This is a genomic window from Candidatus Magnetaquiglobus chichijimensis, from assembly GCF_045865675.1.
In the GTDB taxonomy this organism is placed as follows: Bacteria; Pseudomonadota; Magnetococcia; order Magnetococcales; family Magnetaquicoccaceae; genus Magnetaquiglobus; species Magnetaquiglobus chichijimensis.
Genome location: NZ_BAAFGK010000004.1, coordinates 2,061,060 through 2,086,679 on the forward strand (window position 1 = coordinate 2,061,060; position 25,620 = coordinate 2,086,679).

Sequence of the window (25,620 nt, forward strand, 5' to 3'; positions counted from 1 at the left end):
GCGCACGATGCAACAAAAGGTGGCAAGCGGTCACGCCGCACACCGGACAAACCGATTGGGATGTTATCGATTTCAAACATTCGTTAGCCAGTTTAACACACCCAGACCAGGATCGCCATGGACTCCGATCACTGTCGTGACCCACACCCCGCCCCGCATACCCCGAATCACCGGGCCGGCCTCATGCGCAACCCGGGGAAAGATGCTCTTCGCGCGCGTCATGACTTGCCCTTGGAGACGCGTCGCCGTAATCTGAATTTTTTTAACGCTCCAATCTCAGGTGACGCCATGAACCCCACCATGCCCCGCATCATCCCGATCCAGTCGGAACTCCCCCCCCAGACCGAAGAAAAACCCACCCTCTCCGCCGCCGAAGAGTGGAACGAAGATCGCATCGCCCTCGACAAACTCAGTCGCGAAGGCAACTGGACCGAAGTGCTCACCATCCTGCGCCGCCTCTCCACCAAGCACAAAAACAAGGAGATCTACAAGGCCCTGGCGCAACGCATCTGGGTGGGCCTCAAAACCGATGCCCCGGGCATCGAGGTGGTGCAGTCCCTGTTCCATCTGCTCAACACCCTCGGCCCGAGCCACGATCTGGCCCCCGCCATCTGCGCCCTGGCCCACCTGCTCGCCAAACACCGCACCCCGGACCACGCGGATCGCGACCTGGCCATCGGTCAATCGCAACAGATGTTCTCGCTGGTCTGCGACACCTACAACGTCATCGGCGAAGAGGCCTTCCAGATCTGGGTCCAGGCCAAACAGCTCGACGACCCGGATATCTACATCCCCTCAATCCTCAAGGGACTCGAAATGATGGTCGGCGACGAATGGTGGATCGATCGCGACAAGCTGCAACACGAACTGGAACAGGCCCAACGGGCCGCATGAACGGTTGACCGGCAGCCACGACCCGTTGGCTGGGATGCGTTCCCACGCGCCCCCCAGCCGTGGCATTCCCCCACGGGGAAGCCACGACAAACCCCGGCATCCCTTTCCGAGGATCTTCTTTCTGGTTTGCGTTATTCTGATATCTAAAGTTGGTGTTTTATTATCAGAAGAATCAGAAAATCCGCCAGATTCATCACCAAAATACAGCGCCACGCTGACCGGACTGGAGTCCGAACCGCGCATCCACGCCGAAATTCTGGAACGACTCGTCACCTTTCGCAGCCAGGACGAGCCCCCCGCCAACCGCCCATTGCTGGCCAGACAGGTGGAGAGGGACCGCCAGAAACTGGTTGATATTATGAAATCAAAGGGGTTTTTCGATGTCGAAGTCACAGCCGGCATCGAAGGGGCAGAGCAAACCCTGGAGGCGCGCTTCGTGGTCACCCCGCATGAGCGCTATCGGCTCGACCCCCCCGAACTCCAACTCGAACCGCCCGACTCCCGATTCCATCCCCCCGCCTGGGAGAGCCTCGACCTGCATGCCGGTCTGCCGGCGGAGAGCGCGCGCATTCTTTTGGCCGGCGATGCGCTGATCCAGGCCGCCCACGACCAGGGTTTTCCCCAGGCCAGGATGATCAAGCGGCGCGTCACCCGCGATCCCCAAACCCATCGCATCCAAACCCGCTTTCATCTGGATACCGGTCCACGGGTCCACCTGGGAGACGTGGTGATCGACGAACCGGGAGAGGTGGATATCTTCTTCTTGAAACGGCGCGTGCCGTGGAACCGGGGCGTCCCCTACCACCCGAAGCGCATCGAGGAGACCCGTCTGGCCTTCACCGGCACCGGCCTGTTCGGCGTGGTGCGGGTGAGACTCGCCGAACAGCCGGACGATCGGGGTCTGTGGCCGGTGCTGGTGGAGTTGAAGGAACGCAAACCCCGCACCTGGCGCGCGGGCGCCGGATTCAGCACCGATCGCGGCATGGAGGTGAACGGCGGCTGGGAGCATCGCAATCTCCTCGGCGCCGGAGAGCGGCTCAAAAGCGATCTGAAACTCGGCGTGCGCACCGTCACCATCAACAACACCCTCGACATCCCGGACTACGTTCAACGCGGACAGAACCTGAAATTCTCCGGCAAGCTCGACCGCTCCGTGGAGGAGGCGTTCGAAAGCGTCGCCCTGGAACTGGGCGCGGGTCTGGTCCGGCAGGTGTTCGCGCCCGGCGGCGAGGGTTCCCTGTCGCTGCACTACCGCCTTTCCGAGGTTCTGGACCTGAGCAAGGAGGACAAGACCTCCTACAGCCTCCTCAGCATGCCGCTGGCCCTGACCCTGGACCGCTCCAACGACCCCCTCGACGCCACGCGCGGCTGGCGGCTCTTCGGAGAGATCGCCCCCAACCTGGCGGTCACCGGAAAAAGCGTCCATTTTCTGCGCTCTTCCAACAAGATCAGCCGCTATGCCAGCTGGTCCGAAACGCCCGATCTGGTGCTGGCCGGTCGCGCCGAACTGGATGTGACCCTGGGCGCCGAACAAAACGACATCCCGGCGGACAACCGCCTTTACGCCGGCGGCGGCTCCTCGGTGCGCGGTTACGGACAGCAGATGGCCGGCCCCCTGGATGACTCCGGTCGCCCGGTGGGTGGGCGATCCCTGTTGGCCGTGGGCGCGGAGGCGCGTTATCGGTTCACCGAAACCATGGGCGGGGTGGCCTTCGTGGATGCCGGGCGGGCCTACACCACCGTGTTGCCGGATTGGAACGAGACGATGCTGGTTGGCGCGGGTCTTGGCTTTCGTTATTTATCCGCCATCGGGCCGCTGCGTCTCGATGTCGGGGTTCCCCTGGAGCGACGTGGCGCCATGGATGCCCCCTGGCAACTCTACATGAGCATCGGACAGGCCTTTTGACGCCACGGCCATGAACAACACCCCCCCCGCTCCGGCCCCCTCCCAGCCCGCGCCGCACGCGCCACCCCGCGCCCATCCCCTCCGACGCCTGCTGACCGGCCTGGCGGCGATCCTGATCCTATCCTTCGCGCTGCTGGTCTCGGCAGGCGTGCTGTTCGTCCATCATCCGGGGGTGCAACAGACGCTCCTGGACTGGCTGCGCACCCTGCCGGAGCTGGAATCCCTGCATCTGTCCGGCATCGGCGGCGATTTTCGCGCCGAGATCCGCCTGGAGCGCCTGGAGATCCGCGACGGACAGGGGGCCTGGCTGGTGGTCGAACAGGCGCGGGGCAGGCCGGTCTGGTCCGCGCTGGCCCGCGGCATGATCGAGCTGGAGGCGGTGCGGGCCGAACGGGTGGAGGTGCGCCGTCCGCCGGAACCCGATCCGGTCACCCCCAAACCCGGCGCCCCGATCCCGAACCCCCAAACCGGCGCCCCGATCCCGAACCCCCAAACCGGCGCCCCGATCCCGAACCCCCAAACCGGCGCCCCGATCCCGAACAGCCAAACCGGCGCCCCGATCCCGAACAGCCAAACCGGCGCCCCGATCCCGAACCCCCAAACCGTATCCCCGCTCCCCTGGTCCGGCTGGTCGATCCCCATCCCGCTGACCCTGGAGCTGCGCCAGGCACGGACGGACGCTCTGCATCTGGGCGCGCCGCTGCTGGGCGCGCTGCCCAAACCGCTCCAGCCGCTGCTCGCCACCCTGCCGGCCCAGGCCGATCTCCGCATCGATCTGACCACCTTCGCGGTCGGCATCACCGCCATCCAGGCCCGCAGCGAAGCGCTCACCCTGACGGGTCGCCTGGAGATCGATCCGCAAGCCGAACGGCTGCACGGGGCTTTCCAGGCCGACATCCCCCACCTGGGCGATCATCTCGGTCCATGGTGGCAAACGCCGATGCAGGGGGCCGGGAACGTCGAAGTGACCCTCTCCGGCGCCCTGCACGCCCCGCGCACCGAGGCGCGGCTGCGCGCCCCGACCTGGCGCTGGCTCGATCACCCTTTCACCGACCTCGACACCACGGTGGTGATCGAGCCCCCGGCCTCGACAGCCGCGCACCACCCCTGGCCGGAAGGGATCCGCCTGCATCTGACCGGCGGGGCCGGCTCGCTCCGACTGAGCGGATGGCCCGACGGTGCGCCGCTCTGGCGTCCCACCTGGACGCTGAGCGGTCGCCTTGAAGCCGATGGCCAACTGACCGTGGAGACGCTGCGACTGGCCCATGCCGACACCCTGACCGCCACGGCTGTGGGGATGATCGACCCGGAGGGACGGACGGCGCGCCTCGACTGGTCGGCGCGGGTCGCCAGGTTGGATGCATTCGCGCCGCTCCTGCCCTGGCCGTTGCACGGCGAGGCACAGGGCGAAGGAACGTTGCGCGTGACGAACGGCGGCGAGCGTATCGACCTGCACGCCCAGGCGCGCGGATCGGGACTCCGCGGGCTGCCCGAGCCCCTGGCCCCGCGCCTCGGGGAGAACCCGAAGCTGGAAATGCGCCTGACTTGGCGCCCGGACCACCCCCTCGAGGCCGAGGCGGTGCGCATCCAGGGACACGACTTCACCGTGAGCGGCACGGGACGCCTGACGCCGGGAACGGGCCGACTCGAGGCGCGCTGGCAGGCCGAACTGGCCGATCTGGGCACGCTTCTGGCCGGATCCGGACCGCCCGTCTCCGGAACCGGCACCCTGCGGGGCGAGCTGAACGGCGCGGGGTCGCGTCTGGCCTTGCGCTTCGAAGGGGAGTCCCAGGGGCTCCGCGTGGGAGAGGTGACCTGGCGGCAGGTATCGATCCAGGGGGATGTGTCCGACCCCTTGAACCAGCCGCATGGCAACGTGACGATGACCGCGCGACAACCGGGCGGCACGCTGGAGCTTTCCACCGGCTATCGGCTGCGCGACGCCGATCGCCTGGAACTCGAAGGTTTGAACGCCCGCGCGCCGAAAAGCCATTTGAGCGGCACGCTCACCCTCGATCGGCGGCGGGCCAGCCTGAGCGGTCAACTCAAAGGGGAGAGCACGGATCTGGCCGCCCTCAAACCCTGGCACGGGCTCCCCCTCACCGGACGGGCCTCCCTGGATCTGGCGCTGGATCCGGATCGTCAGGGACGCCCCGCCGGCCATCTCAACGCCCGTTTGACCGGCCTGACCGGCCCCTTCGGACGACTGGAAAGCCTGAAGCTGACCGGACGCGCCGGTCTGACGCGCGGCAGGCCGGAGGTGGAGGCCGATTTCGAGATAGCCAAATGGCAACGGGAGAGATGGCGCGTCGATGCCCTCAAGGGGCGCGTCTCCGGGAGTCTGGCCAAACTGGCGTTCAACGCCGACGGGCGGGGCGAGATGGACTGGCCGGTCACCTTCAAGAGCCGGGGGAGCCTGGAGCGCGGCGGGAACGAAAACCGCTGGGAGATCGCGGAGCTGACCGGCCAGCTCGACAAGGAGCCCTTTCGACTCGTCAAGCCGGTGACCATCCAGCAGAACGATCGCAAAAACGACACAATCCGCATCACCCCCTGGGAACTCGCCCTGGGCGACGCGACCCTATCCGGGGGGTGGAAGCAAGAGGGACAACGGATCGAGGGAAGTTTCACGGCGCGGGGCGATCTGGATCTGGCGCGCCGTCTCGGGTTTGGGGCCATGCGCGGCAAAAGCGCCTTGGAGCTGCGCGCCTCGGGGCTTGCGGAGCGCCCCAACCTGGAGGCGCGGGCCACCATCACCCAGGGGCGCTCGTCGAGCAACTCCTGGCGCCATCTGCCACCCCTGGATCTCTCCCTGACCGCCGAGGTGAACGATGGCCGGGAACCGCGCCTCTCCTGGAGCGCGCGCGGTCTGGCGCCCGAAGAGGCGCGCGGCGAACTGGTGGTGCCGGTACGGATACTGGCGCGCGCTCCCTGGGTGACGGTGGTGCCCGACGGACGGCTGGCCGGCGGTCTGAAGGCCGGGATCCCCCTGGCCGAACTGGCCAAATGGAGCGCCCCGGAACGCTTCGGACGGCTGGAAGGGGTGGTGCGGGTCGATCTGGTGGCCGGCGGCACGCTCAACCAACCGGTGGTGCGGGGCGGCGCGGAGCTGGATCGGGGCCATCTGGAGCTGGTGGAGTCGGGCACGATCCTGCACGGGATCACCCTGAACCTCAAGGCCGAGGGGGAGGAGCTACGCCTGGAGGGTTTCTCCGCCACGGACGGCGACAAGGGACGGGTGCGGGCGACGGGACGAATGCGACTCGATCCGGAGCGCCACTTCCCGATCACCCTGGATGCCACCCTCGAGGAGGCCACCCTGCTCCGGCGCGACGAGCTGACCGCCCAGTTGAGCGGACCGTTGCGCCTTGCGGGGGATCTGACCGCCTTGCGGTTGAGCGGCGCGCTGACCGTGAACCGGGCGGAGTTCCATCCCGGCAAGACGGCGGACGAGGAGATCCAGGTGGTGGAACTCGACGAGCCGCGCAGCGGGGATGCCACCCCCACCGCGCCAGGCGTCGGGCTCTTCCCGAAGGAGACCCGCCTGGAGGTCACGACGCAGATTCCGGGACGGCTGTTCGTGCGCGGCATGGGGTTGGATTCGGAGTGGCTGGGGGAGCTGAAACTCGGCGGCACCCTGGCCGAACCCAAGGTGGCCGGTCAGATGCGGGTGCGGCGCGGGTATCTCGATCTGCTGGAGCGCCGTTTCCAGTTGACGGAAGGGGCGCTGACCTTCGATGGCAACTGGCCGCCCGAACCGTGGATCGCCATGGAGGCCACGGTCCGGCGCGGCGAAATCACCACCCACGTCGGCCTGGAAGGGGCGGCGCGCCGTCCCAGGGTGAAACTGACCAGCGAACCCATGCTCTCCGAGGAAGAGATCATCTCCCACCTGTTGTTCGATCGCGCCACGGACGCCATCACCCCGGCCCAGGCGCTGCGTCTGGCCGTGGCGGTGAAAAGCATGCAGGGGGGCGGGCCGGGCCTGCTCGGCAAGTTCCAGCGCGGTCTTGGGATCGACCGGCTCGACGTGGGCGGCACCTCGCTGGAGAGCGGCACGGTGAGCGCCGGCAAATACATCACCGACGAGATCTACCTGGAGGTGGAAAAGGGGATCAAGGCCGACTCGGGGCGGATCAACGTGGAGATCGAGATGACCCCGCAGATCTACCTCAAAACCGGCGTGGACGCCAAATCCAACGGCGATGTGGGCGTGCAGTGGAAGAAGGATTATTGAACCGCGCCACTCTGTCCTGAAACGCCCCGTTGCCCAGAAAACCGCACCGGATGCGGCTCAATACACATCCAGCCAGCTCAAGAACGGCTTCTCCGGCGCGGGGATGGGCTCCAGGCGGTCGATGCGCACCACGATCGGACCGGTCTCATCCGTGGTGCGGGTCACCCCGCGTACCCGATACCACCCCTCCCGACCCACCTCCGCATCTGCCGGAACCCCCTCCAGCAACACCGTCAGCGGGGTCGCGTCCGCCGCGCAACAGGCGATGGCGAACCGATACAACAGATGACTCTCCTCCCGAGGGGGCAGGGTCGGAAAAGCCTTGGCGAACTGCTCCCCATTCAGCCGCGCCAGACGCCCGATCAGACTCACCGGAGCGTCGGCGGCAAGCACCGCCTGGCCATACAGCTGGATGTGGGTGGTCTCCAGGTACTCCCCGACACGCAGATGGGCCAGCCGGGCGGTGGGATCCTCCGGCACCCGGTCCGGATCCATCACCCGCATCTGGATGCCGTTGCGCAGACTGGCCAGATCCATGTTCAGGGTGGTCACCCCCATCAGCATCACGACCAGAAAAGGAACCCAGTGTCCGGAGGACTCCAGGAACGCCCGCCACCCCCCGCCCGCGCCGACCGGGAGCGTGGCCGGCCTCTTGGCGAAAAACCCGGCCATCAGCGCCAAGAACAGCACCGCCCCCCCGGCCAGCAGGATCTGGTGTTGCAGCGGGGCCAGATAGCTCAGATCCTTGCCGGTGAGGATCATGTAGGCCAGAAAGATCATCCAGCCGTGCAGTTGCAGCTCTTTCCAGAAACCGTGGGGCAGTCGCATGGTCCGTGTTCTCCCTTCTCCATCCAACCCGATCCGTCACCCCAGAAACGGCAGTCCCAGGGTTTCGAGCCACCCGTCGGGCAGTTGTTGCAACGCCACGACATACCCGCACACCGCCAACAGGATCGCAAGCGCGAAACGAACGATGAAGCCCGTCGCAAAGAGGGTGCGATACATGAACAACAGCTTGATGTCGAGCATCGGTCCCAGCACCAGAAACGCCGCGTGGGCCGGGATCGAGAAGCCGGTGAAGCTGGCGGACACGAACGCGTCGGCTCCGGCGCACAACGACAGGGTGAAGGCCAACGCCATCATCACCCCCGGACCCAGCAGGGAGCCCTGTCCCAACCCCTCGATCCAGGCCGGATCCACGAAGGTCTTCAACAGGCTGGCCACGAACACCCCGAACAGGAAATAAAGTCCGGTCTCCAGAAAATCCTCGCGGGTGTGGGTGAGCACATGGTGGATGCGGGCGCCGAGGGTGGGCGGGTCGTGGCGGTGGTCGCAGGCGCCGTGGGAGCAGACGGACGGGGCGGGCTCCTCGGGACGGAAGGTCAAGACCGACGACGACACCCTGGAAAACCCGAACGCGACCACCAGCGACACCACCACCGCCCCCAGGCCGCGCACCGCCGGATAGACCCAGTTCTGGCCATAGGCCATCCAGGTGCCGGCCAGCACCAGCGGGTTGAGGATCGGCGCGGCCAGAAGATAGGCCAGGGTGTGCGGCAAGGGGAGTCCCATGCGCAACAGGCGGCGCGCCACGAAGCCGATGCCGCATTCGCAGATCGGAAAGAGCGGGGAGATCGCCACCACCATCGGGATCCCCCACACCCCCAGACGCCGCACCGCGCGCGGCAGCCAGTGGGGCGGAACCAGCAACTCGATGATCGCCCCGGCGCAGGCCGACAGGATCATGTAGGGCGCCCCCTCGAGCACGATGGCCACGAAGTAGGTGGCGAAATTCTCGCGCCATCCGGTGCCGGGCGTGGTGTTCACCCGATCCAGGAAGGGGATCAGGCTGTTGGTGTTCTGGCCCACCAGGGGCAGAAAGGCCACCAGCACGAACACGAGCAGGATCAGCGCCCCGATCCACTTCTCAGTGGCCACCGGAGAGGCGGCGGCCTGACCCTTCACGGGGTGCTGCGACATGTCTGGCAGGCTCCTTCGATCTCCACATTGATCGTCTCCGGACAAAAGGCGAGCTGTCCGGCCAGACGCGAAACCTCTTCGCTGATCCGCATCGATTCGCTCTCCGCCACCACCCCGCAGTGACGACAGATCCAGAACTGGATCGGTGCGGCATGGGTGGCGCGCGTGCAGGCGAAAAAGGCGTTGCGGCTGGTCATGCGGTGGACGAGTTTCAGTTCCAGAAGAAACTCCAGCGAACGGTAGACCGCCGCAGGCGGCGGGCGACGATCCCGATGCGCCATCCGTTCGAGAATGTCGTAGGCTCCCAGACAGTGGTGGGACGTGGCAAGAATCTCCAGCACCTCGCGGCGTTGCGGGGTGAAACGCACCCCCAGATCCTGACAGAGGCTCTCGGCGCGCCCGATCATCCAGTCGCGGCAGCGCGCATGGTCGTGCCCGGCGTTGGGAAACAGCGTGACCGGGGAAGATGCATGGGGTGTGGCAGACATTCTTGGCATTCGATGGTTCGGGTTGGATCCTCGGGATCTCCATGGCAAAAAAAGCCATTGACAACGATATACAGTATCGATTAATCTGTCAAGGATTTGATACAATATATCATTCCATTGACGAGACGCCAGACTGATGCCATCCTCCGTCACACCTCATCTCGAACCACCATCCTCACCGGTCGAAATGCCGGACGATCCCCTGTTGCATTCGCTTCTGGCGATGGGCGCCGCGCGGCGCGGCCTCATCGCCAGCCTGCCCATCGTGCTCTTGTGGCTGGGGATTTTCTGGTCGGTGGCGTTGCCATGATCGAGGTTCAGGATCTCACCATCACCTATCACCGTCACCCGGCGGTGCATCACCTGACCGGTCGTTTCGCCGCCGGAGAACTTACAGCGGTCACCGGACCGAACGGAGCGGGAAAAACAACCCTTTTCAAGGCGCTGATGGGGGAAATCCCTCTGGCTGGCGGATCGATCGATTGGCACGGTCTTGCCAGAGAGCAGATTGCCTGGTTGCCCCAATCGAGCCGGCTGGATCGCACCTTTCCCATGAGCGTGGCCGACACCGTGCTGATGGGCGCCTGGCGACAGAGTGGCGCCCTGGGTCGGGTGACGCGCGAACTGGCCGAAAGGGCGCGCCGGTCGCTGGAACTCGTGCGCCTGAGCGGTTTCGAGGGACGCGGCATCGATGCCTTGTCCGCCGGACAGTTTCAGCGGGTGCTGTTTGCGCGGTTGATGATGCTCGATGCGCGGGTGATTCTTCTGGATGAGCCGTTTGCCGCGCTCGATGCCCGTTCCACCGAAGAGTTGTTGGAACTGCTGCATCGCTGGCAACGGGAGGGGCGCACGGTGATCGCCATCCTGCACGATCTGGAGCAGATTCGCGCCCATTTTCCCCACACCTTGTTGCTGGCCCGACACCGGATCGCCTGGGGTGATACGGAGACGGTGTTGACCGCCGGAAATGTACCATGGAACTCCCGAAGGGAGGTCCATGGTCCGGGGGGTGAGGGGGGTCTCCCCCCATCAGGCACGTTACCATGGAACTCCCGAAGGGAGGTCCATGGTCCGGGGGGTGAGGGGGGTCTCCCCCCATCAGGCACGTTACCATGGAACTCCCGAAGGGAGGTCCATGGTCCGGGGGGTGAGGGGGGTCTCCCCCCATCAGGCACGTTACACCAGGCACGCACCATGGCCGAGGCTTGGAACGAGCGGGCCGAACCGTGCGCATCGGGTACGGATCGCTCCGGGAGCGGCCATGACGCTGCATGAATGGTGGATCGCCCCGTTCGACGACTTCGGGTTCATGCGCCGGGCGCTCATGGCCTGCCTGGCGTTGGGCTTGGGAGCGGGTCCGGTCGGCGTGCTGCTGATGCTGCGCCGCATGAGCCTGGTGGGCGATGCCTTGAGCCATGCGGTGCTGCCGGGCGCGGCCATCGGTTTTCTGATCGCCGGGCTCTCCTATCCGGCCATGGGGGCGGGCGGTCTGGTGGCCGGCCTGGTCGTGGCACTGCTTTCCGGTCAGGTGAGTCGCGAAACGGTGCTCAAGGAGGATGCCACCTTCGCCACCTTCTATCTCACCTCGCTGGCTGCCGGGGTGTTGATCGTCTCGTTGCGCGGCTCGAATGTCGATCTGTTGCATGTGCTCTTCGGGACCATCCTGGCCATCGACGCGGACGCGATCCGATTGGTGGGCCTGATCGCCACGCTCACCTGGATGAGCCTGGCGCTGGTCTGGCGTCCTCTGGTGGCCGAGTGTTTCGATCCGGATTTCTTGCGCATGGTCGGGGGGCATGGTCGCGGTCAGCATCTGCTGTTTCTGGCTCTGGTGGTGATCAATCTGGTGGCCGGCTTTCAGACCCTCGGCACCCTGATGGCCGTGGGTCTGATGATGATCCCGGCAGCCGTGGCCCGTCTGTGGGCGCGCACCCTGACCGGCATGGTGCTGGTGGCCATGGGGGTGGCCTGGAGTTCTGGTTATCTGGGTCTGTTGATTTCGTTTCACGCCCATCTGGCTTCGGGACCGGCGATCGTGCTCACCGCCAGCGCCCTGTTCATCCTGTCGTTGGGTTTCGCGCCCGGTGGCGTGGCGCGACGCCTGTTCACCCGTCCGCACCTGGCACACTGACCAGACGGCCCACACCCCCATGCAAGGGAGTCGATCATGAGGAAATTTCCGGTTGTCATCTTGTTGTTTGGCCTCTTCTGTTGGCTACCGACCCCGCTGCGGGCCGCCCCCATGGAGGTGGTGGCCACCCATTCGATTCTCGGCGATCTGGCGCGCCAGGTGGGCGGGGAACACGTTCAGGTCACCACCCTGGTGAGTCCGGATCGCGATCCGCACACCTACGAACCCACCCCGGCGGACGTGCGCCGCATCAAGGGGGCCCGGGTGGTGCTCATGAACGGTCTGGGGCTGGAAGGGTGGATGGATCGTCTGGTCAAGGCATCCGGCTTCAAGGGGACGCCGGTGGTGACCACGACCGGCATCGTGCCCAGGCAGATGGAGGAGGATGGCCACAAAATCACCGATCCCCACGCCTGGAACAACGCCGCCAACGGAATGATCTACGTCCACAACATCGTCCAGGCCTTCGGCGCGGCGGACCCGGAACGGTTGCGGAGCTATCAGGAGAACGGCCTCCGTCTGATCGCGGAGATCGAGGCGCTCGACGCCGAAACCCGTCGTCTGATGGGGGCCATTCCGGCAGAGCGGCGCAAGGTGTTGATCGGGCATGATGCGTTTGGTTACTTTGCCGATGCCTATGGCCTGACCTTCATCGCGCCGCTGGGACTCTCCACCGAGTCGGAGGCCTCCGCAGGGGATATCGCCAACCTGATCCGACAGATTCGCGCGGAGGGAATTCAGGTCTATTTCCTGGAAAGCTCGAACGATCCGCGCGTGGTGCGCCAGATCGGAGAGGCGACCGGCGCCAGGGCGGGCGGCACCCTGTATGTCGAGGCGCTCTCGGATGAAAAAGGACCGGCGCCGACCTATGTCAAGCTGTTCCGGCACAACATCGAGCAATTGCGCCGGGCGCTGGTTCCCTGAGGTCGTCGCCGGGCGCTGGTTCCCTGAGGTCGTCGCCGGGCGCTGGTTCCCTGAGGTCGTCGCCGGGCGCTGGTTCCCTGAGGTCGTCGCCGGGCGCTGGCATTCGACGTCCGGCATGCGTCGGAGCCGCGCCCGACGCACCTGATTTTCAACCGCTCGAACGCGCCGCCTCAACGTAGAGCTGGTCGAGGGCCAGGAACAAGGCATCGCGCTCCTGATTGAACCGTTGCAGCCCTTCGCGCGCATCCCGACCCTCGGCGTGGTCGCGGATCACGGCGCGCGCCAGGGCATGCACCCGGTCGTGGGTGGACTCGACGCTGGCGTAGGCCGGCAGGGAGGCGAAGCGGCCACCCTCATCGGCGGCGAACAGCCACATGCCCAGAGGACAGGCCCTGGCGTCACCGGCATCCCGTTCGTTCATCACCGCCTCGCCGTTGATCATCTCCTCGAGCTTGCGCAGCCACTCCAGATGCGCGGTCTTGACCCGCAGCATGTCAAAGGGGGGCGCGCCGGTGTTCAGGGAGGCCTGGGCGTCGTGCAATCGACGCGACACGCTTCCCAACGCATCGATCAGCAACGAAATGGTCTGGGCCGTGGACTCGAGCCGCTCGGAGGCCATGCGGGTGCGTTCCATGTCCAGGCGCATCCCCTGGGAGGCGCTCACCGTGTCGGCCACCGTGGCGAGCATCGCCTGGGCCAGCTTGTTGGACTGTTCGGCCTGGGTGGCGGTCTCCTCGATGGCCGAGGCCATGGAGGTGGCGGTTTCGGCCAACTCGCGGGAGCCGTTGCCCAGGGTGTTGGCGGTGCGGGCGATCTCGTCCACCGCCGAACCCAACTCCTGGGAGCCGCGCATCACCGTGTCCGCGGCACGGGTCACCCCATCCATCGAGCGGGCGATGTCGGTGGCGGCCAGGGCCTGCTCGTCGGCGGCGTTCACGATCTCCCGGTTGACATCCGCCAGCCGCTCGATCACCCCGGCGATCTCGTCCACGGCACTGGCGGCGTCGTTGGCCTGCATCTGGATCTGATGGATGCGGCTGCCGATATCTCCGGTGGCCTCGGCGGTCTGACGGGCCAGGGCCTTCACCTCGTTGGCCACCACCGCAAACCCCTTGCCCGCCTCGCCGGCTCCGGCGGCCTCGATCGAGGCGTTCAAGGCGAGCATGTTGGTCTGCTCGGCAATGTTGTTGATGGTCTGCACGATCTGCCCGATCAGTTGCGCCGACTCGGTAAGCTCCTCCATCACCTGGCGACCGTTCCGCGCCATGCCGGTGGCCCGCGAGGCCTCGGCGTCGGCATCCAGACAACGCCGCCGCACCGCCTCCTGACTGCGCGTCAGACGGCTCATGCTGGCGGTCACGCTGTCGATCATGCGACCGACCTCTTCCAGGCTGTGGTTCACCTCCCCGACATTGGCGCTGATCTCCTCGGCGGCGGAGGCCAGGGTCGAGGTGTTGGTGCTCCCCTCCTCGGCGGCCAGCGAGACCACGCCGGCGGCACGGGACTGCTCGCCCACCGCGCCGCCGATGTCCACCATGGAGCGAACGATGTAATCCGCGCCGGATTTCACCTGCTCGTGAATCAGCTCCTCCAGGCGTTCGTTGGAGAACTGGGCCGAGATGGTGCTGCCGCGCACCTCGTCGGCCACCTGTCCCAGCCGCTCCACGGCCTTGGCGATCTGATCGTTCACCGGCGGCAGGGTCGAAACCCCCTGCAGGCGGATCAGAGTGATCATGTCGCGCAACCGCTCGGCCATGGCGACGATTTCGCCCAGCAGCCCGACATCCCGCCCACTGCCGCGCACGGTCAGATCCCCGGAGGCGATGCGCGACACCAGGTCGCTCACCACGACGGGCTCGCCGCCGATCTGACGCAGTACACGCCGGGCCCCGTTGACCGCGATCCCCAGACCGATCAGGGTCAGGATCCCGAAAACCCACAAGGCGGTGCTCATCAATCCGCTGGAGCGAACCGCGATCTCGGCGCGCATCTGTTCTACGCGCAGTTCGACCCGTTTGGAGATCTCCTCGACCAGCGGTTCGATCTCATGCACGGTGGCGCGCATGGTGTCGATTTTGGCCGTCACCTCGGCGGTGGAAAGGTTCCCGCCACTGGCCTCGACCGCCTTGACCACCGCCAGGAAGGCATCGCGATAACGACCGGTGCTCGCCAGGATCCGCCCGGCGCTCTCCACATCCTTGGGATCGGCGATCAGGGGATCCTTGGCCAACTCCCGCGCCAACTGCGCATCGGTTTCGAGTTGACTCGAGTAGGTCACCACCTTTTCCACGTCGCCGGCACCGCGCCGCAACAGAAAATCCTTTTCGCCGCGCCGGCACATGAGCATCAGGGTATTCATGCGCCGGGTGGTGTCATTGAGCCTTTCCACCACATCGGAGATGCCCGCATACCCTTGCAGCGTGGCGCGCAGGCTGTAGATCAACAGACCACCTCCAACCAGCGACGAGACCAACAGCGTGGTCACGATGGCGATCATCGTGGCGCGCAAACCCAAGCCAGACCCTGTTGTCACGTTTTTCATGACACCTTTTCTCGATTCTATGAATAAAAACGGCCTGACAGACGTATATCTGAATTGATTGATATAATCAATTTCCTTTCCGCGCAAGCAAAAGTCCATCAGTTTGCAGAAAAATCACGGCGTGCCCGGCACGCACCCCAAACCACGGCGCATCACGACTGGCGAAACCGGAAGAATTGGTCTAATCTTGATTAAGGAAATGGAGCCCCGGCCCTGCCACGCCGGTTTCTTATCGTTCATCAGGAGAGCGTTTTCATGGCTGGACACAGCAAATGGGCCAACATCAAAATCCGCAAGGGCGCGCAGGATGCCAAGCGCGGCAAGATCTTCACCAAGCTGATCCGTGAGATCGTCACGGCGGCGCGCATCGGCGGACCGGAGCCCTCGTTCAATCCGCGCCTGCGGGCCGCATTGCTCGCGGCACGCGCGCAGAACATGCCCAAGGACACGATGGACAAGGCGGTCAAACGCGGCGCGGGCGCCGAGGATGGCACCGATTACAAGGAGGTGCGCTTCGAGGGGTATGGTCCGGGCGGCGTCGCGGTGATCGTCGATACCCTGACCGACAACAACAACCGCACCGTCGCCGACGTGCGCCACGGATTCAACAAGTACGGCGGCAACATGGGCGCCTCCGGCTGCGTGGCCTACCTCTTCGACAAAAAGGGGGAGTTGCTCTTTCAAGACGTTGACGAGGAAAAACTTATGGAAGCCGCCCTCGAGGCCGGCGCCGAGGATATGATCTCAGCAGATGGCGAATGCGCGGTGATCACCGCCCCCGAGGAGTTCGAAACCGTGCGCGAAGCCCTGGCCAAGGCCGGTTTCGCCAATCCGCTCTCTGCCGAGGTGACCCTCCGTCCGCAAAACACCGTCACCCTCAACGACGAGAAACAAGCCTCCTCGATGCTCAAGCTGCTCGACATGCTCGAGGACAACGACGATGTTCAGAAAGTTCACGCCAACTTCGACATCCCGGACGAGATCATGGAACGGTTGGGTTGACCGCCGCGATGCGCGTTCTGGGGATCGACCCCGGCACCACGGTGACCGGCTGGGGGGTGGTGGAATCGATCGGCTCCCGGTTTCGACACATCGCCCACGGCTGCATCCGCACCTCGCCGGAAAGCCCCATGCCCGAACGGCTCGGCAGGATCTTTGCCGGGGTGAGCGCGGTGATCCGCGACCATCAGCCCGAAGCGGTCACCGTGGAAGAGATCTTCGTTTCGGCCAATGTGCAGAGTGCCCTGAAACTCGGCCATGCCCGGGGCGTGGCGATCGTCGCCGCCGACGCGGCGGGACTGCCGGTGTTCGAATACACCGCCCTGCAGATCAAACAGGCGGTGGTGGGGTTCGGTCGCGCCGAGAAGCAACAGGTCCAGGCCATGATCCGCATGCTGCTCACCCTGGAAAGCGCCCCGCCCCAGGATGCCGCCGACGCCCTGGCCGGGGCGTTGTGTCACCTGCAACGAAGCACCAGCATCGCTGCCCGCGTGGCCGCGGCAGAAGGGAAAACGAAATGATCGCCCATCCGCGTGGCATGCCGACGCAAAACAGGCCCCACCAGGAAGGGAGAACCCGATGATCGCCCATCTGCGCGGCATTCTGGCGGAAAAAGAGCCCCATCAGGTGGTGGTGGATGTGGGCGGGGTGGGCTACCGGGTCTTCATTCCGCTCTCCACCTTCGAGCGACTTCCCGGCATCGGAGAAGCGGTCCACCTGGTCACCGTGACCCATGTGCGCGAGGATGCCTTTCTGTTGCACGGCTTTGCCACCGCCGCCGAACGCGAGGTGTTCGTGGTGTTGAACTCGGTGACCGGCATCGGCGCCAGGCTGGCCATGGCCGCCCTCTCCACCTTCGCGCCCGACGCCCTGGTCTCGGCCCTGGCGCAGGAGGATGTCACGCTGCTGGCGCGCATTCCCGGCATCGGCAAACGGATCGCCATGCGGCTGGTGGTGGAGTTGAAGGATCGTCTTCCCGCCCTCCCCGCCACCATCTCCGGCACCCTGCCCGATGCCCAACCGGCCAACCCCATCGATCCGAACGCCGCGCCACCCGCGCCCTCCGCGCCGGTGCAGCCGTCCCTGCGTCAGGATCTGATCAGCGCCCTGGTCAACCTTGGCTATCGCGCCCCGGACGCCGAACGGGTGTTGCGCACCCTGCCGCCCGATGAACTCTCCGATCCGGCCATCGCCCTGCGCGCGGCCTTGAAGATCCTGTCGCGATGAACCCCATCCTCTCCCCGCTACCCGATCCCGAAGAGGAGCGTCGCGACGCGGCGGGGCTGCGACCGCCGCGTCTGGACGAATTCGTCGGCCAGGATGGGCTCAAGGCCAATCTCCGCGTCTTCATCCACGCCGCCAGATCGCGCGGGGAGTCCCTGGACCACCTGCTGCTGCACGGTCCGCCCGGATTGGGCAAAACCACCCTGGCGCGCATCATCGCCGCCGAGATGGCGTGCGGCTTGAAAACCACCTCCGGGCCGATCATCGAACGGGCCGGAGATCTGGCGGCGCTGTTGACCAACCTGGAACGCGGCGACGTGCTGTTCGTGGACGAAATCCACCGTCTGAGTCCGGCGGTGGAAGAGATCCTCTATCCGGCCATGGAGGATTATCAACTCGACATCATGATCGGCGAAGGCCCGTCGGCGCGCTCGATCAAAATCGACCTCCCCCCTTTCACGCTGGTGGGGGCGACCACCCGCGCCGGCCTTCTGACCAACCCGCTGCGCGACCGTTTCGGCATACTGGCGCGCATGGAGTTCTACTCCCCTGGAGAGCTGGCGCGAATCTTGCAACGTTCCGCCCAGTTGCTGGCCATCCCGATCCTGCCCGCCGGCGCCATGGAGATCGCCAAACGGGCGCGCGGCACGCCACGCATCGCCAACCGGCTCTTGAAAAGGGTGCGGGACTTCGCCCAGGTGCGTCAAGCCCGCCACATCGACGCCGAACTGGCCGACGCCGCGTTGACGCTTTTGGATGTGGACCACCTGGGACTCGATGCCATGGACCGGCGACTGCTTCTGACCATCATCGACAAATACGCCGGGGGGCCGGTGGGACTCGACACCCTGTCGGCGGCGCTCGGCGAAACCCGCGACGCCATCGAAGAGGTGATCGAACCCTATCTGGTGCAACAGGGGTTTCTGGATCGCACCCCGCGCGGCAGACGCACCACGCCGGCAGCCTGGCGCCATCTGGAACGGGTGCCGCCCGCGACATGGCAGGGATCGTTGGTGTGATCATGCATCCATTCACCTGGCCGGCGCGGGTCTACTACGAAAACACCGATGCCGGCGGCGTGGTCTACCACGCCGAATACCTGAAATTCATGGAGCGGGCCAGAACCGAGTGGCTGCGCCATCTCGGCCACCAACAGGCGACGTTATCGAGCGAACGCGGACTCCTGTTCGCGGTCGTCAACATGGAAATCGACTTTTTGGCCTCCGCACGCCTGGACGACCTGCTCAATGTTTCGGTAATATTGACGGAGACCAGACGCGTCAGCCTGTTGCTGGCGCAAACCATCACCCGAATGGATGGCCGCCCCGAACCAACCCCGCTGATCCGGGCCAAGGTGCGGATCGCCATGTTGAGTCGTGATTTCAAGCCGGTTCGCATCCCCCAGGATCTCCTGAACCGGATGCCGATCCCTCACCATGGAACTCCCGAAGGGAGCGCCACGGTAAGGGGGTGAGGGGGCTCTCCCCCCATGATGCAAGTTAGAGGCGGTTTGGCACAGGTCAAACCGCCGACGCGGGCCATGAATGGCCCGCCCAATTGTGCAGCGATTTGAGAAGCATGAATCGTTTTTTTCGATTCGTGCAGGTTTGGCGATTCCATGCATGGCATCACCAAACAGACTCTTAAGATGGGGGGTGAACCCCCTCACCCCAGCCCGTGGATCCCCCCTTTTTCGGCGATCCATGGTAACCTCCTTTGGAAGAATTGCCGTGAATCCACAAGCATTGACCTCACATAGCATTCTGGATCTGGTGTTCCAGGCCGGCCCCGTGGTGAAAATGGTGATGCTGGCCCTGCTGCTGGCCTCGATCGTCTCGTGGGCGATCATCATCGAGAAGTGGCGGCGGTTCCGACGCGTCACCAAGGATGCCGCAGAGTTCGAAGAGCGGTTCTGGAGCGGTGGCAGCGTGGCCAAGCTCTACCAGACCGCGGCCCAGGAGTGGCCGGAGAGCCCGATCGTGACGGTGTTCGTGACCGGCTTTCGCGAGTGGAAACGGTGGGAGGGGAACGGCACCCGAACCAGCGAGGTGGGGGATCTGTTCATGAACGTGCGGCGCGCCATGACCGTGGCGTTGAACCGCGAGGTGGACAATCTGGGACGCGGGTTGACCTTTCTGGCCACCGTGGGCTCCACCAGCCCGTTCATCGGCCTGTTCGGCACGGTGTGGGGGATCATGAACTCGTTTCTGGGTCTGGCGGGCGCCAAGTCCACCACCCTGACCATGGTGGCCCCCGGCATCGCCGAGGCGTTGATCGCCACGGCCATGGGGCTGGTGGCGGCGATTCCGGCGGTGATCGCATACAACAAATACGCCGCGGACCTGCGTCGTCAGCATCAAAAAATGGAGAACTTCGGCTCGGAATTCCTCAACATCCTGGAGCGGCAGACCTCACGCCGCGGGAGCCTGACCTGATGGCCATGAGCATGAACATGAGCGGTTCGGGATCGGACCGCGTCAGTACCATGAGCGAAATCAACGTCACGCCACTGGTGGATGTGATGTTGGTGCTGCTGGTGATTTTCATGGTCACCGCGCCGTTGTTGACCCAGGGTGTGGAGGTGAATCTCCCGGACTCCGAGGCCAACGCCATGAGCACGGATCATGAACCACTGGTGATCAGCGTGACCGCCAATGGGGCCACCTTCATCGAGGAACGGGCGGTGAACATCACCGAGATGGTGGACAAAATCCGTGGCATCCGCGCCAACAATCCCAATTTCCCGGTATACGTGCGCGGTGACCGCAACGCCGCGTATGGTTCGATCATGACCGTGATGACCCAGTTGCAGATGGCGGGCGTGGACCGGGTCGGACTGATCACCGAACCCCCTGGCTGATTCTCGATGCTTTCTCGTCTCACCCTGCTGTTTTCGGTGGTGCTCCATCTGTTGGTGGTGGCACTGTTCTTCCTGGTGCCTTTCACGCCGCCGAAGCCACCGGTGCAACCGGTCTTTGCCGTGGCTTTGGTGGAGATGCCACCAAAGAAGCAGCCGACCGCGCCCAAGTCGTTGACGCCGCCCGCGATTCCGAAGGAGCCCCCTCCCCCGCCCAAGGAGGCCCCGCCGCCACCGCCCAAGGAGACGCCGCCCACGCCGCCTCCGCCCAAGGAGACGCCGCCACCGCCGCCTCCGCCCAAGGAGACGCCGCCGCCTCCGCCTCCGCCCAAGGAGACGCCGCCCCCGCCGCAGCCGCCCAAGGAGACGCCGCCCCCGCCGCAGCCGCCCAAGGAGACGCCGCCCAAGCCGGAGGTGAAAAAGGAGGGGATCAAACCGCCGGAACCGGAGAAGAAACCACCGGAAAAACCGGAAAAGCCGGTCGAGAAACCGACGGAGAAGAAACCGCCGGAGAAGAAACCGCCGGAAAAACCGCCGGAAAAACCGGAGAAGCCGGCTGAGAAAAAACCGGAAAAACCGCCGGAAAAACCGCCGGAAAAACCGGAAAAACCGGCTGAAAAAAAGCCGGAGAAGCCGGAGAAGCCGACGGAAAAGAAACCGGAAAAACCGGAAAAACCGCCGGAAAAGAAGGAGGATCCCCTGGACTTCTCCAAGGCGATCAACAAGCTCCAGAAGAGCACGCCTGCCGCCAAGAGCGAGGAGACCCCCTTGGATTTCTCCAAGGCGATCAACAAGCATCAAAAGGCGGCCACCGAGGCCAAGGCCGTGGGCACCGACCATGCCCCTGCCTCGAGCAACGATCCACCGGTCTCCGCGTTCGCCATCTCACGGTGGCAGCACGGGGTGACCAACAAGGTGCGCGACAACTGGCGCAAACCGGGTGGGTTGCGTGGCGAAGCCGCTCTGGAGGTGATCGTGGTGGTGCAGGTGGGACCGGATGGCTCGCTGGTCAATCCGCGCGTCACCCATCCTTCGGGGAATGCGATCTACGACGAGTCGGTGATGCGCGCCATCAGCCGCACGGTGTCGGTGGATCCGCCGCCGCAGGGGTGTCACGAGTGTCGGGAACTGGAGATCCGCTTCCGTCCGGAGGTGGAGTAACACGCAAGGTGGGGGGGGACGCCCCCCCACCTTGGCGCGGTCCACGGTCGGGGGGGGATCTCCATCATGCCTGTTTCTTGAGGGGGGGGGTCGGTTTCAGGAGGTCACGGGAACCCGTGGTCCATGAGGGCGAAAACCTTCGAAAAATATCGCTCCTCCCGGCTCAATACCGCCGCCAGTGGCGGTCGCGCCAGGCCCGATCGTAATAATGGGGGCGCACGTAGTAGGGAGCATGGTAATAGTCCGGGTAGTAGACCCGTCGCGGAACCACCACCATGGGCGCCGGCTCCACCACCACGTAACTCGGCGGCGGGGACGCCACCACGGTGCGCGTCACCACGGTGGGCGCGTCCAGGGTGACGCGATCCATCAGACGCCACTGCCCGGCCCCGTCCCGACAGGAGAGCCCGGTCAAGGACTCGCGCCGCGCGTCGATGGTGGCCTGGATCTCCACCTCGCGACACACCTGCCCCCCCATGTTCGCCGCCGGACGCGGGGTGACGATGTAGGAGACGCGGCTCTCGGGATTCACCCAGGTGGTGGTCTGATAAGAGGGTGCATACTCCAGGGAACGGTAGACCACCGTCCGTCCCTGCCGCTCCCGCTCGTTGCCGGCGGCATACCCCAACAGCCCGCCCGCCACCGCGCCGATCAGGGAGTTCTCCACCCGGTTTTTCATCGGCCCCGCCAGACTGCCCACCATGGCACCGGTCAGGGCACCCACCGCCGCCCCGCTTCCGGCATCCGAACGCGCCTGCGCGGGCGCCACCAGCAACCCTGTCACGGTCAGGGGCACGATCAGCCAACGTTTCATCCGGGTTCTCCTTTTCACCTGGATACCTGATTTGCAGGATGGGGGGGAGCACCCCCTCACCCCCCGTACCGTGGACCTCCCTTCGGGAGTTCCACGGCAACTGGTGGGTGACAGATGATAAATCCTGCCATTTCAACGACCATCCATCACGACTCCGCAGCCTCCCCGCATCAAAGTCTAACAGTCGCGGCAACGCGTGGTCAAGAAAAAGGCCAACCATCGAAAGCAAACTGACAAATCTTTGCAATATTGGCAATTGACAAATTCCGCCATTTTAGCAATTAATGTAACACTCTTGCGCCTCTCCCCGGCTGCCAGATCAAAAAAACAGGAATCACGCCATGTCTGGAATCAGGAAACTGGTGATCTTTGCCCTGCTCGTCGTGCTTGGCACGGGTGGATGGTACGCCTGGTCCAAGCGCGACGGCGCGGACAAGGGTCTCCAGACCACCGCCAAGGTGATCCGTGGCGACATCGAAGAGACCACCACCGCGCTCGGCACCCTGCAACCGCTCAACTACGTCGATGTCGGCACCCAGGTCTCGGGGCAGTTGATGAAGATCCACGTCGCCCTGGGCGATACGGTCAAGTCGGGCGATCTGTTGGCCGAAATCGATCCGACCCTCTTCATCACCAAGGTCGAATCGGATCGCGCCCAGTTGCAGGTGTTCGAGGCGCAACTGGCGGAACGCAAGGCCCACCACGCCCTGGCCAAGGCCCAGTACGACCGCCAAAAGGGGATGCTGGCCGCCAACGCCACCAGTCAGGACGCCCATCAGTCCGCCGAGGCCACGCTGAAAGGCTCCACCGCCCAGATCGCCCAGATCACGGCCCAGATCCGTCAGACCGAATTCAGCCTCAAGGCCAACGAAACCAATCTGGCTTTCACCCGGATCCTGGCTCCCATGACCGGTACCGTGGTCACCCTGCCCGCCCGTCAGGGCCAGACTCTTATCGCCGCCCAACAGGCCCCCATCCTGCTGCGCATCGCCGACCTCTCCACCATGACCGTCTGGACACAGGTCTCCGAGGCCGACATCACCCGCCTGAAACTCGGCATGGAAGCCTGGTTCACCACCCTCGGTCAACCGGACAAACGGCACTACGGCAAACTGCGCCAAATTCTCCCCTCCCCGGACGTGGTGAACAGCGTGGTGCTCTACAACGCCCTGTTCGACGTGGAAAATCCCAATCTGGAACTGGGCATCCAGATGTCCGCCCAGGTCTCCTTCGTGCATGCGATGGCCAAGGATGCCCTGCTGTTGCCGATCACCGCCCTCGCCATCAAGGGCAAACCCGGCGAAGCCACCGCGCGCCTGCTCCAGGATGGCACGCCCATCACCCGCAAGGTGACCCTCGGCGTCAAGAATCGCCTCCAGGCCCAGATCCTCTCCGGTCTGGAAGAGGGCAACGAGGTTCTGATCGGGGGCGCGGAGAAAAAACCCACCTCCGGCGGCTCGATCTTCGGCATGAGCCATCCCGGCGGCGGAAAACCGCGATGAATGCCAGCATGACCGCGTCGCAGCCGATCATTCGCCTGGAACGGGTTGACAAAAGCTACATCTCCGACGACCTGACGGTGGAGGTGTTGCACGAGGTCAGCCTGGCGATCTGGCCCGGCGAGTTCGTGGCCATCATGGGACAATCCGGCTCGGGAAAATCGACCCTGATGAACCTGATCGGCTGCCTGGACCGCCCCACCAACGGACGACTGCTCCTGAACGGCCAGGATATTTCCGAACTCGACCACGACGGCCTGGCCGCTCTGCGGCGACTGGTCTTCGGCTTCATTTTTCAACAATACAATCTGCTGCCCACCGCCTCGGCGGAAGAGAACGTCGAAATGCCGGCCATGTACGCCGGCCACGCCAAAAACGTCCGCCTGACCCGCGCCCGCGACCTTCTCGCCACCCTCGGGCTGGGCGACCGGCTGCATCACCGTCCCAGTCAGCTCTCCGGCGGTCAACAACAACGGGTCGCCATCGCCCGCGCCCTGATCAACGGCGGTCAGGTGATCCTCGCCGACGAACCCACCGGCGCCCTGGACAGTCGCGGCGGACGGGATATCCTCGCCCTCCTGCATCGCCTCAACGCCGAGGGACACACGATCATCCTGATCACCCACGACGCCAACGTCGCCGCCGAGGCCCGCCGCGTCATCACCATCGCCGATGGTCGCATCGTCTCCGACGCCAACCGCGCGGAATCCACCAAAGAAGATCCCGCGACCCAAACGGACCAGTCCCGGAAACGCGGGGGCCATGTCATCGACGTCCACGAGACGATCAAGATCGCCCTGCACGCCCTCAAGGCCAACCTGTTCCGCACCGTGCTCACCCTGCTGGGCATCATCATCGGCGTGGGATCGGTGGTGGCCATGCTGGCCCTCGGCGACGGCGCCAAGGAAGAGGTGCTGGGACGCATCCAGGCCATGGGAAGCAACCTCCTGCTGGTCCGTTCCGGCGCACCCAACATGCGTGGCAGCGGCGGCCAGGTGGCCACCCTCATCCCGGATGACGCCGTGGAGATCGCCAAAATCCCCAACGTGCGCCATGCCGTGCCGGAGATGAACGGCGCGGTCACCCTGCGCATCGGCGGCAACGACTCCCAATCCCCGGCCACCGCCACCACCGCCGATTTTCCCATGGCCCGCGACTGGGCCACCGACAAGGGGATCTTCTTCTCCGCCGAGGATGTCAAAAGCTACGCACCGGTGATCGTGCTCGGCAAGACCGTGCGTGAAAACCTCTTCGGCGCCGACTCCGATCCGGTGGGACGCTACCTGGTGGTCAACAACATCCCGTTCCTGGTGATCGGCGTTCTGTCCAGCAAGGGGGCCACCCCCTTCGGCAACGACATGGACGACGCCGTGTTCGTCCCTTTGACCACCGGCGGCCTGCGACTCTTCGGACAACGGTTCCTGCGCAGCATCAACGTCGAAGTCGAGGATATCTCCCAGATCGACGCCACCCAGGAGGCGATCACCCAATTGTTGACCGCGCGTCACAAGACGGTGGATTTCCAGGTGCGCAACATGGCCTCGATCCTCGATACCGTGACCGAAACGCAGAACACCATGACCATCCTGCTCGGCTCCATCGCCGCGATTTCGCTCCTGGTGGGGGGGATCGGCGTGATGAACATCATGCTAGTCAGCGTCACGGAACGCACCCGCGAAATCGGCATCCGCATGGCCGTCGGCGCGCGACGCGGCGACATCATGACCCAATTTCTGGTCGAGGCGCTGGTGGTCTGTCTGTTGGGAGGTATTCTGGGGGTGGCCGGAGGCGTGCTTTCCGCCTGGATCGCCACCCGCTTCAACGTGCCGGCCCGTTTCACGGCCACGCCGGTGGCCATGGCCTTCGGGTTCGCCGTGGCCACGGGATTGATCTTCGGCTTCATGCCGGCGCGCAAGGCGTCGCATCTGGATCCGGTCGTGGCTCTGGCGGACAAGTGAGGTACA

Annotated in this window: 22 protein-coding genes; 17 read left to right on the top strand and 5 right to left on the bottom strand. The window is 65.1% G+C overall.

The window, feature by feature from the left end; genetic code table 11:
* The first annotated feature begins 288 nt into the window (after positions 1–288).
* From ACOY6C_RS13115 to ACOY6C_RS13125, 3 genes are all read left to right on the top strand, one after another.
* The gene (locus ACOY6C_RS13115; RefSeq protein ID WP_420905921.1) at positions 289–894 is read left to right on the top strand and encodes a hypothetical protein; all 606 of its coding nucleotides are present in this window, start codon (positions 289–291) and stop codon (positions 892–894) included.
* Positions 895–1,252: 358 nt separating this feature from the next.
* Entirely contained in the window at positions 1,253–2,800 is a 1,548-nt protein-coding gene (locus tag ACOY6C_RS13120) for an autotransporter assembly complex protein TamA (protein ID WP_420905922.1), read from the top strand.
* Positions 2,801–2,810: 10 nt separating this feature from the next.
* Entirely contained in the window at positions 2,811–7,037 is a 4,227-nt protein-coding gene (locus ACOY6C_RS13125; RefSeq protein WP_420905923.1) for a translocation/assembly module TamB domain-containing protein, read from the top strand.
* Positions 7,038–7,094: 57 nt separating this feature from the next.
* Here the strand turns inward: ACOY6C_RS13125 and ACOY6C_RS13130 are convergent, their stop codons facing one another.
* The 3 genes from ACOY6C_RS13130 to ACOY6C_RS13140 are packed head-to-tail and all read right to left on the bottom strand — an operon-like array spanning position 7,095 to position 9,505.
* On the bottom strand, positions 7,095–7,865 hold the full coding sequence (locus ACOY6C_RS13130; RefSeq protein ID WP_420905924.1) for a TIGR03943 family putative permease subunit: 771 nt from the start codon (positions 7,863–7,865) through the stop codon (positions 7,095–7,097).
* A gap of 36 nt (positions 7,866–7,901) precedes the next feature.
* Positions 7,902–9,017 (bottom strand): permease, encoded by a 1,116-nt coding sequence (locus ACOY6C_RS13135; RefSeq protein ID WP_420905925.1) that lies wholly within the window; start codon positions 9,015–9,017, stop codon positions 7,902–7,904.
* On the bottom strand, positions 8,999–9,505 hold the full coding sequence (locus ACOY6C_RS13140) for a Fur family transcriptional regulator (protein WP_420905926.1): 507 nt from the start codon (positions 9,503–9,505) through the stop codon (positions 8,999–9,001). The genes ACOY6C_RS13135 and ACOY6C_RS13140 overlap by 19 nt, the downstream gene beginning before the upstream one ends.
* Positions 9,506–9,641: 136 nt before the next feature.
* On the opposite strand from ACOY6C_RS13140, the gene ACOY6C_RS13145 reads away from it, so the two are divergent.
* Genes ACOY6C_RS13145 through ACOY6C_RS13160 form a run of 4 tightly spaced genes read left to right on the top strand, consistent with a single transcriptional unit; the run spans position 9,642 to position 12,560 of the window.
* The gene (locus ACOY6C_RS13145; protein WP_420905927.1) at positions 9,642–9,815 is read left to right on the top strand and encodes a hypothetical protein; all 174 of its coding nucleotides are present in this window, start codon (positions 9,642–9,644) and stop codon (positions 9,813–9,815) included.
* Positions 9,812–10,780, top strand: coding sequence for a metal ABC transporter ATP-binding protein (locus ACOY6C_RS13150; protein WP_420905928.1), 969 nt, complete (start codon positions 9,812–9,814; stop codon positions 10,778–10,780). Before ACOY6C_RS13145 ends, ACOY6C_RS13150 begins: the two co-directional genes overlap by 4 nt.
* Positions 10,767–11,636, top strand: coding sequence for a metal ABC transporter permease (locus ACOY6C_RS13155; RefSeq protein ID WP_420905929.1), 870 nt, complete (start codon positions 10,767–10,769; stop codon positions 11,634–11,636). Before ACOY6C_RS13150 ends, ACOY6C_RS13155 begins: the two co-directional genes overlap by 14 nt.
* 36 nt (positions 11,637–11,672) lie before the next feature.
* A complete protein-coding gene (locus ACOY6C_RS13160; RefSeq protein ID WP_420905930.1) occupies positions 11,673–12,560 on the top strand; it encodes a metal ABC transporter substrate-binding protein in 888 nt (295 codons plus the stop codon).
* Between the two features lie 148 nt (positions 12,561–12,708).
* Here the strand turns inward: ACOY6C_RS13160 and ACOY6C_RS13165 are convergent, their stop codons facing one another.
* Positions 12,709–15,102, bottom strand: a complete 2,394-nt coding sequence (locus ACOY6C_RS13165; protein WP_420905931.1) for a methyl-accepting chemotaxis protein — start codon at positions 15,100–15,102, stop codon at positions 12,709–12,711.
* A 255-nt stretch (positions 15,103–15,357) separates the two neighbouring features.
* Between ACOY6C_RS13165 and ACOY6C_RS13170 the strand changes: the two genes are divergently transcribed.
* The 8 genes from ACOY6C_RS13170 (at position 15,358) to ACOY6C_RS13205 (ending at position 21,343) form a co-directional block, all read left to right on the top strand.
* Positions 15,358–16,104 (top strand): YebC/PmpR family DNA-binding transcriptional regulator, encoded by a 747-nt coding sequence (locus ACOY6C_RS13170; protein WP_420905932.1) that lies wholly within the window; start codon positions 15,358–15,360, stop codon positions 16,102–16,104.
* Positions 16,105–16,112: 8 nt separating this feature from the next.
* Positions 16,113–16,622, top strand: a complete 510-nt coding sequence (gene ruvC, locus ACOY6C_RS13175) for a crossover junction endodeoxyribonuclease RuvC (protein ID WP_420906122.1) — start codon at positions 16,113–16,115, stop codon at positions 16,620–16,622.
* Positions 16,623–16,680: 58 nt separating this feature from the next.
* Positions 16,681–17,328 (top strand): Holliday junction branch migration protein RuvA, encoded by a 648-nt coding sequence (gene ruvA, locus ACOY6C_RS13180; protein WP_420905933.1) that lies wholly within the window; start codon positions 16,681–16,683, stop codon positions 17,326–17,328.
* Positions 17,325–18,344, top strand: a complete 1,020-nt coding sequence (gene ruvB, locus ACOY6C_RS13185) for a Holliday junction branch migration DNA helicase RuvB (protein ID WP_420905934.1) — start codon at positions 17,325–17,327, stop codon at positions 18,342–18,344. The genes ruvA and ruvB overlap by 4 nt, the downstream gene beginning before the upstream one ends.
* 2 nt (positions 18,345–18,346) lie before the next feature.
* Positions 18,347–18,799 carry a tol-pal system-associated acyl-CoA thioesterase gene (gene ybgC / locus ACOY6C_RS13190; RefSeq protein ID WP_420906123.1) on the top strand — a complete coding sequence of 151 codons (453 nt, stop codon included), beginning with the start codon at positions 18,347–18,349 and terminating at the stop codon, positions 18,797–18,799.
* Between the two features lie 256 nt (positions 18,800–19,055).
* On the top strand, positions 19,056–19,760 hold the full coding sequence (tolQ, locus tag ACOY6C_RS13195) for a protein TolQ (RefSeq protein ID WP_420905935.1): 705 nt from the start codon (positions 19,056–19,058) through the stop codon (positions 19,758–19,760).
* Positions 19,760–20,185 carry a protein TolR gene (tolR, locus tag ACOY6C_RS13200; RefSeq protein WP_420905936.1) on the top strand — a complete coding sequence of 142 codons (426 nt, stop codon included), beginning with the start codon at positions 19,760–19,762 and terminating at the stop codon, positions 20,183–20,185. The genes tolQ and tolR overlap by 1 nt, the downstream gene beginning before the upstream one ends.
* A 6-nt stretch (positions 20,186–20,191) precedes the next feature.
* On the top strand, positions 20,192–21,343 hold the full coding sequence (locus tag ACOY6C_RS13205; RefSeq protein ID WP_420905937.1) for an energy transducer TonB: 1,152 nt from the start codon (positions 20,192–20,194) through the stop codon (positions 21,341–21,343).
* 163 nt (positions 21,344–21,506) lie between these two features.
* Here the strand turns inward: ACOY6C_RS13205 and ACOY6C_RS13210 are convergent, their stop codons facing one another.
* The gene (locus tag ACOY6C_RS13210) at positions 21,507–22,157 is read right to left on the bottom strand and encodes an RT0821/Lpp0805 family surface protein (protein WP_420905938.1); all 651 of its coding nucleotides are present in this window, start codon (positions 22,155–22,157) and stop codon (positions 21,507–21,509) included.
* 341 nt (positions 22,158–22,498) lie between these two features.
* Between ACOY6C_RS13210 and ACOY6C_RS13215 the strand changes: the two genes are divergently transcribed.
* Positions 22,499–23,659 (top strand): efflux RND transporter periplasmic adaptor subunit, encoded by a 1,161-nt coding sequence (locus ACOY6C_RS13215; RefSeq protein ID WP_420905939.1) that lies wholly within the window; start codon positions 22,499–22,501, stop codon positions 23,657–23,659.
* Entirely contained in the window at positions 23,656–25,614 is a 1,959-nt protein-coding gene (locus tag ACOY6C_RS13220) for a MacB family efflux pump subunit (RefSeq protein WP_420905940.1), read from the top strand. The genes ACOY6C_RS13215 and ACOY6C_RS13220 overlap by 4 nt, the downstream gene beginning before the upstream one ends.
* Positions 25,615–25,620: the final 6 nt, after the last annotated feature.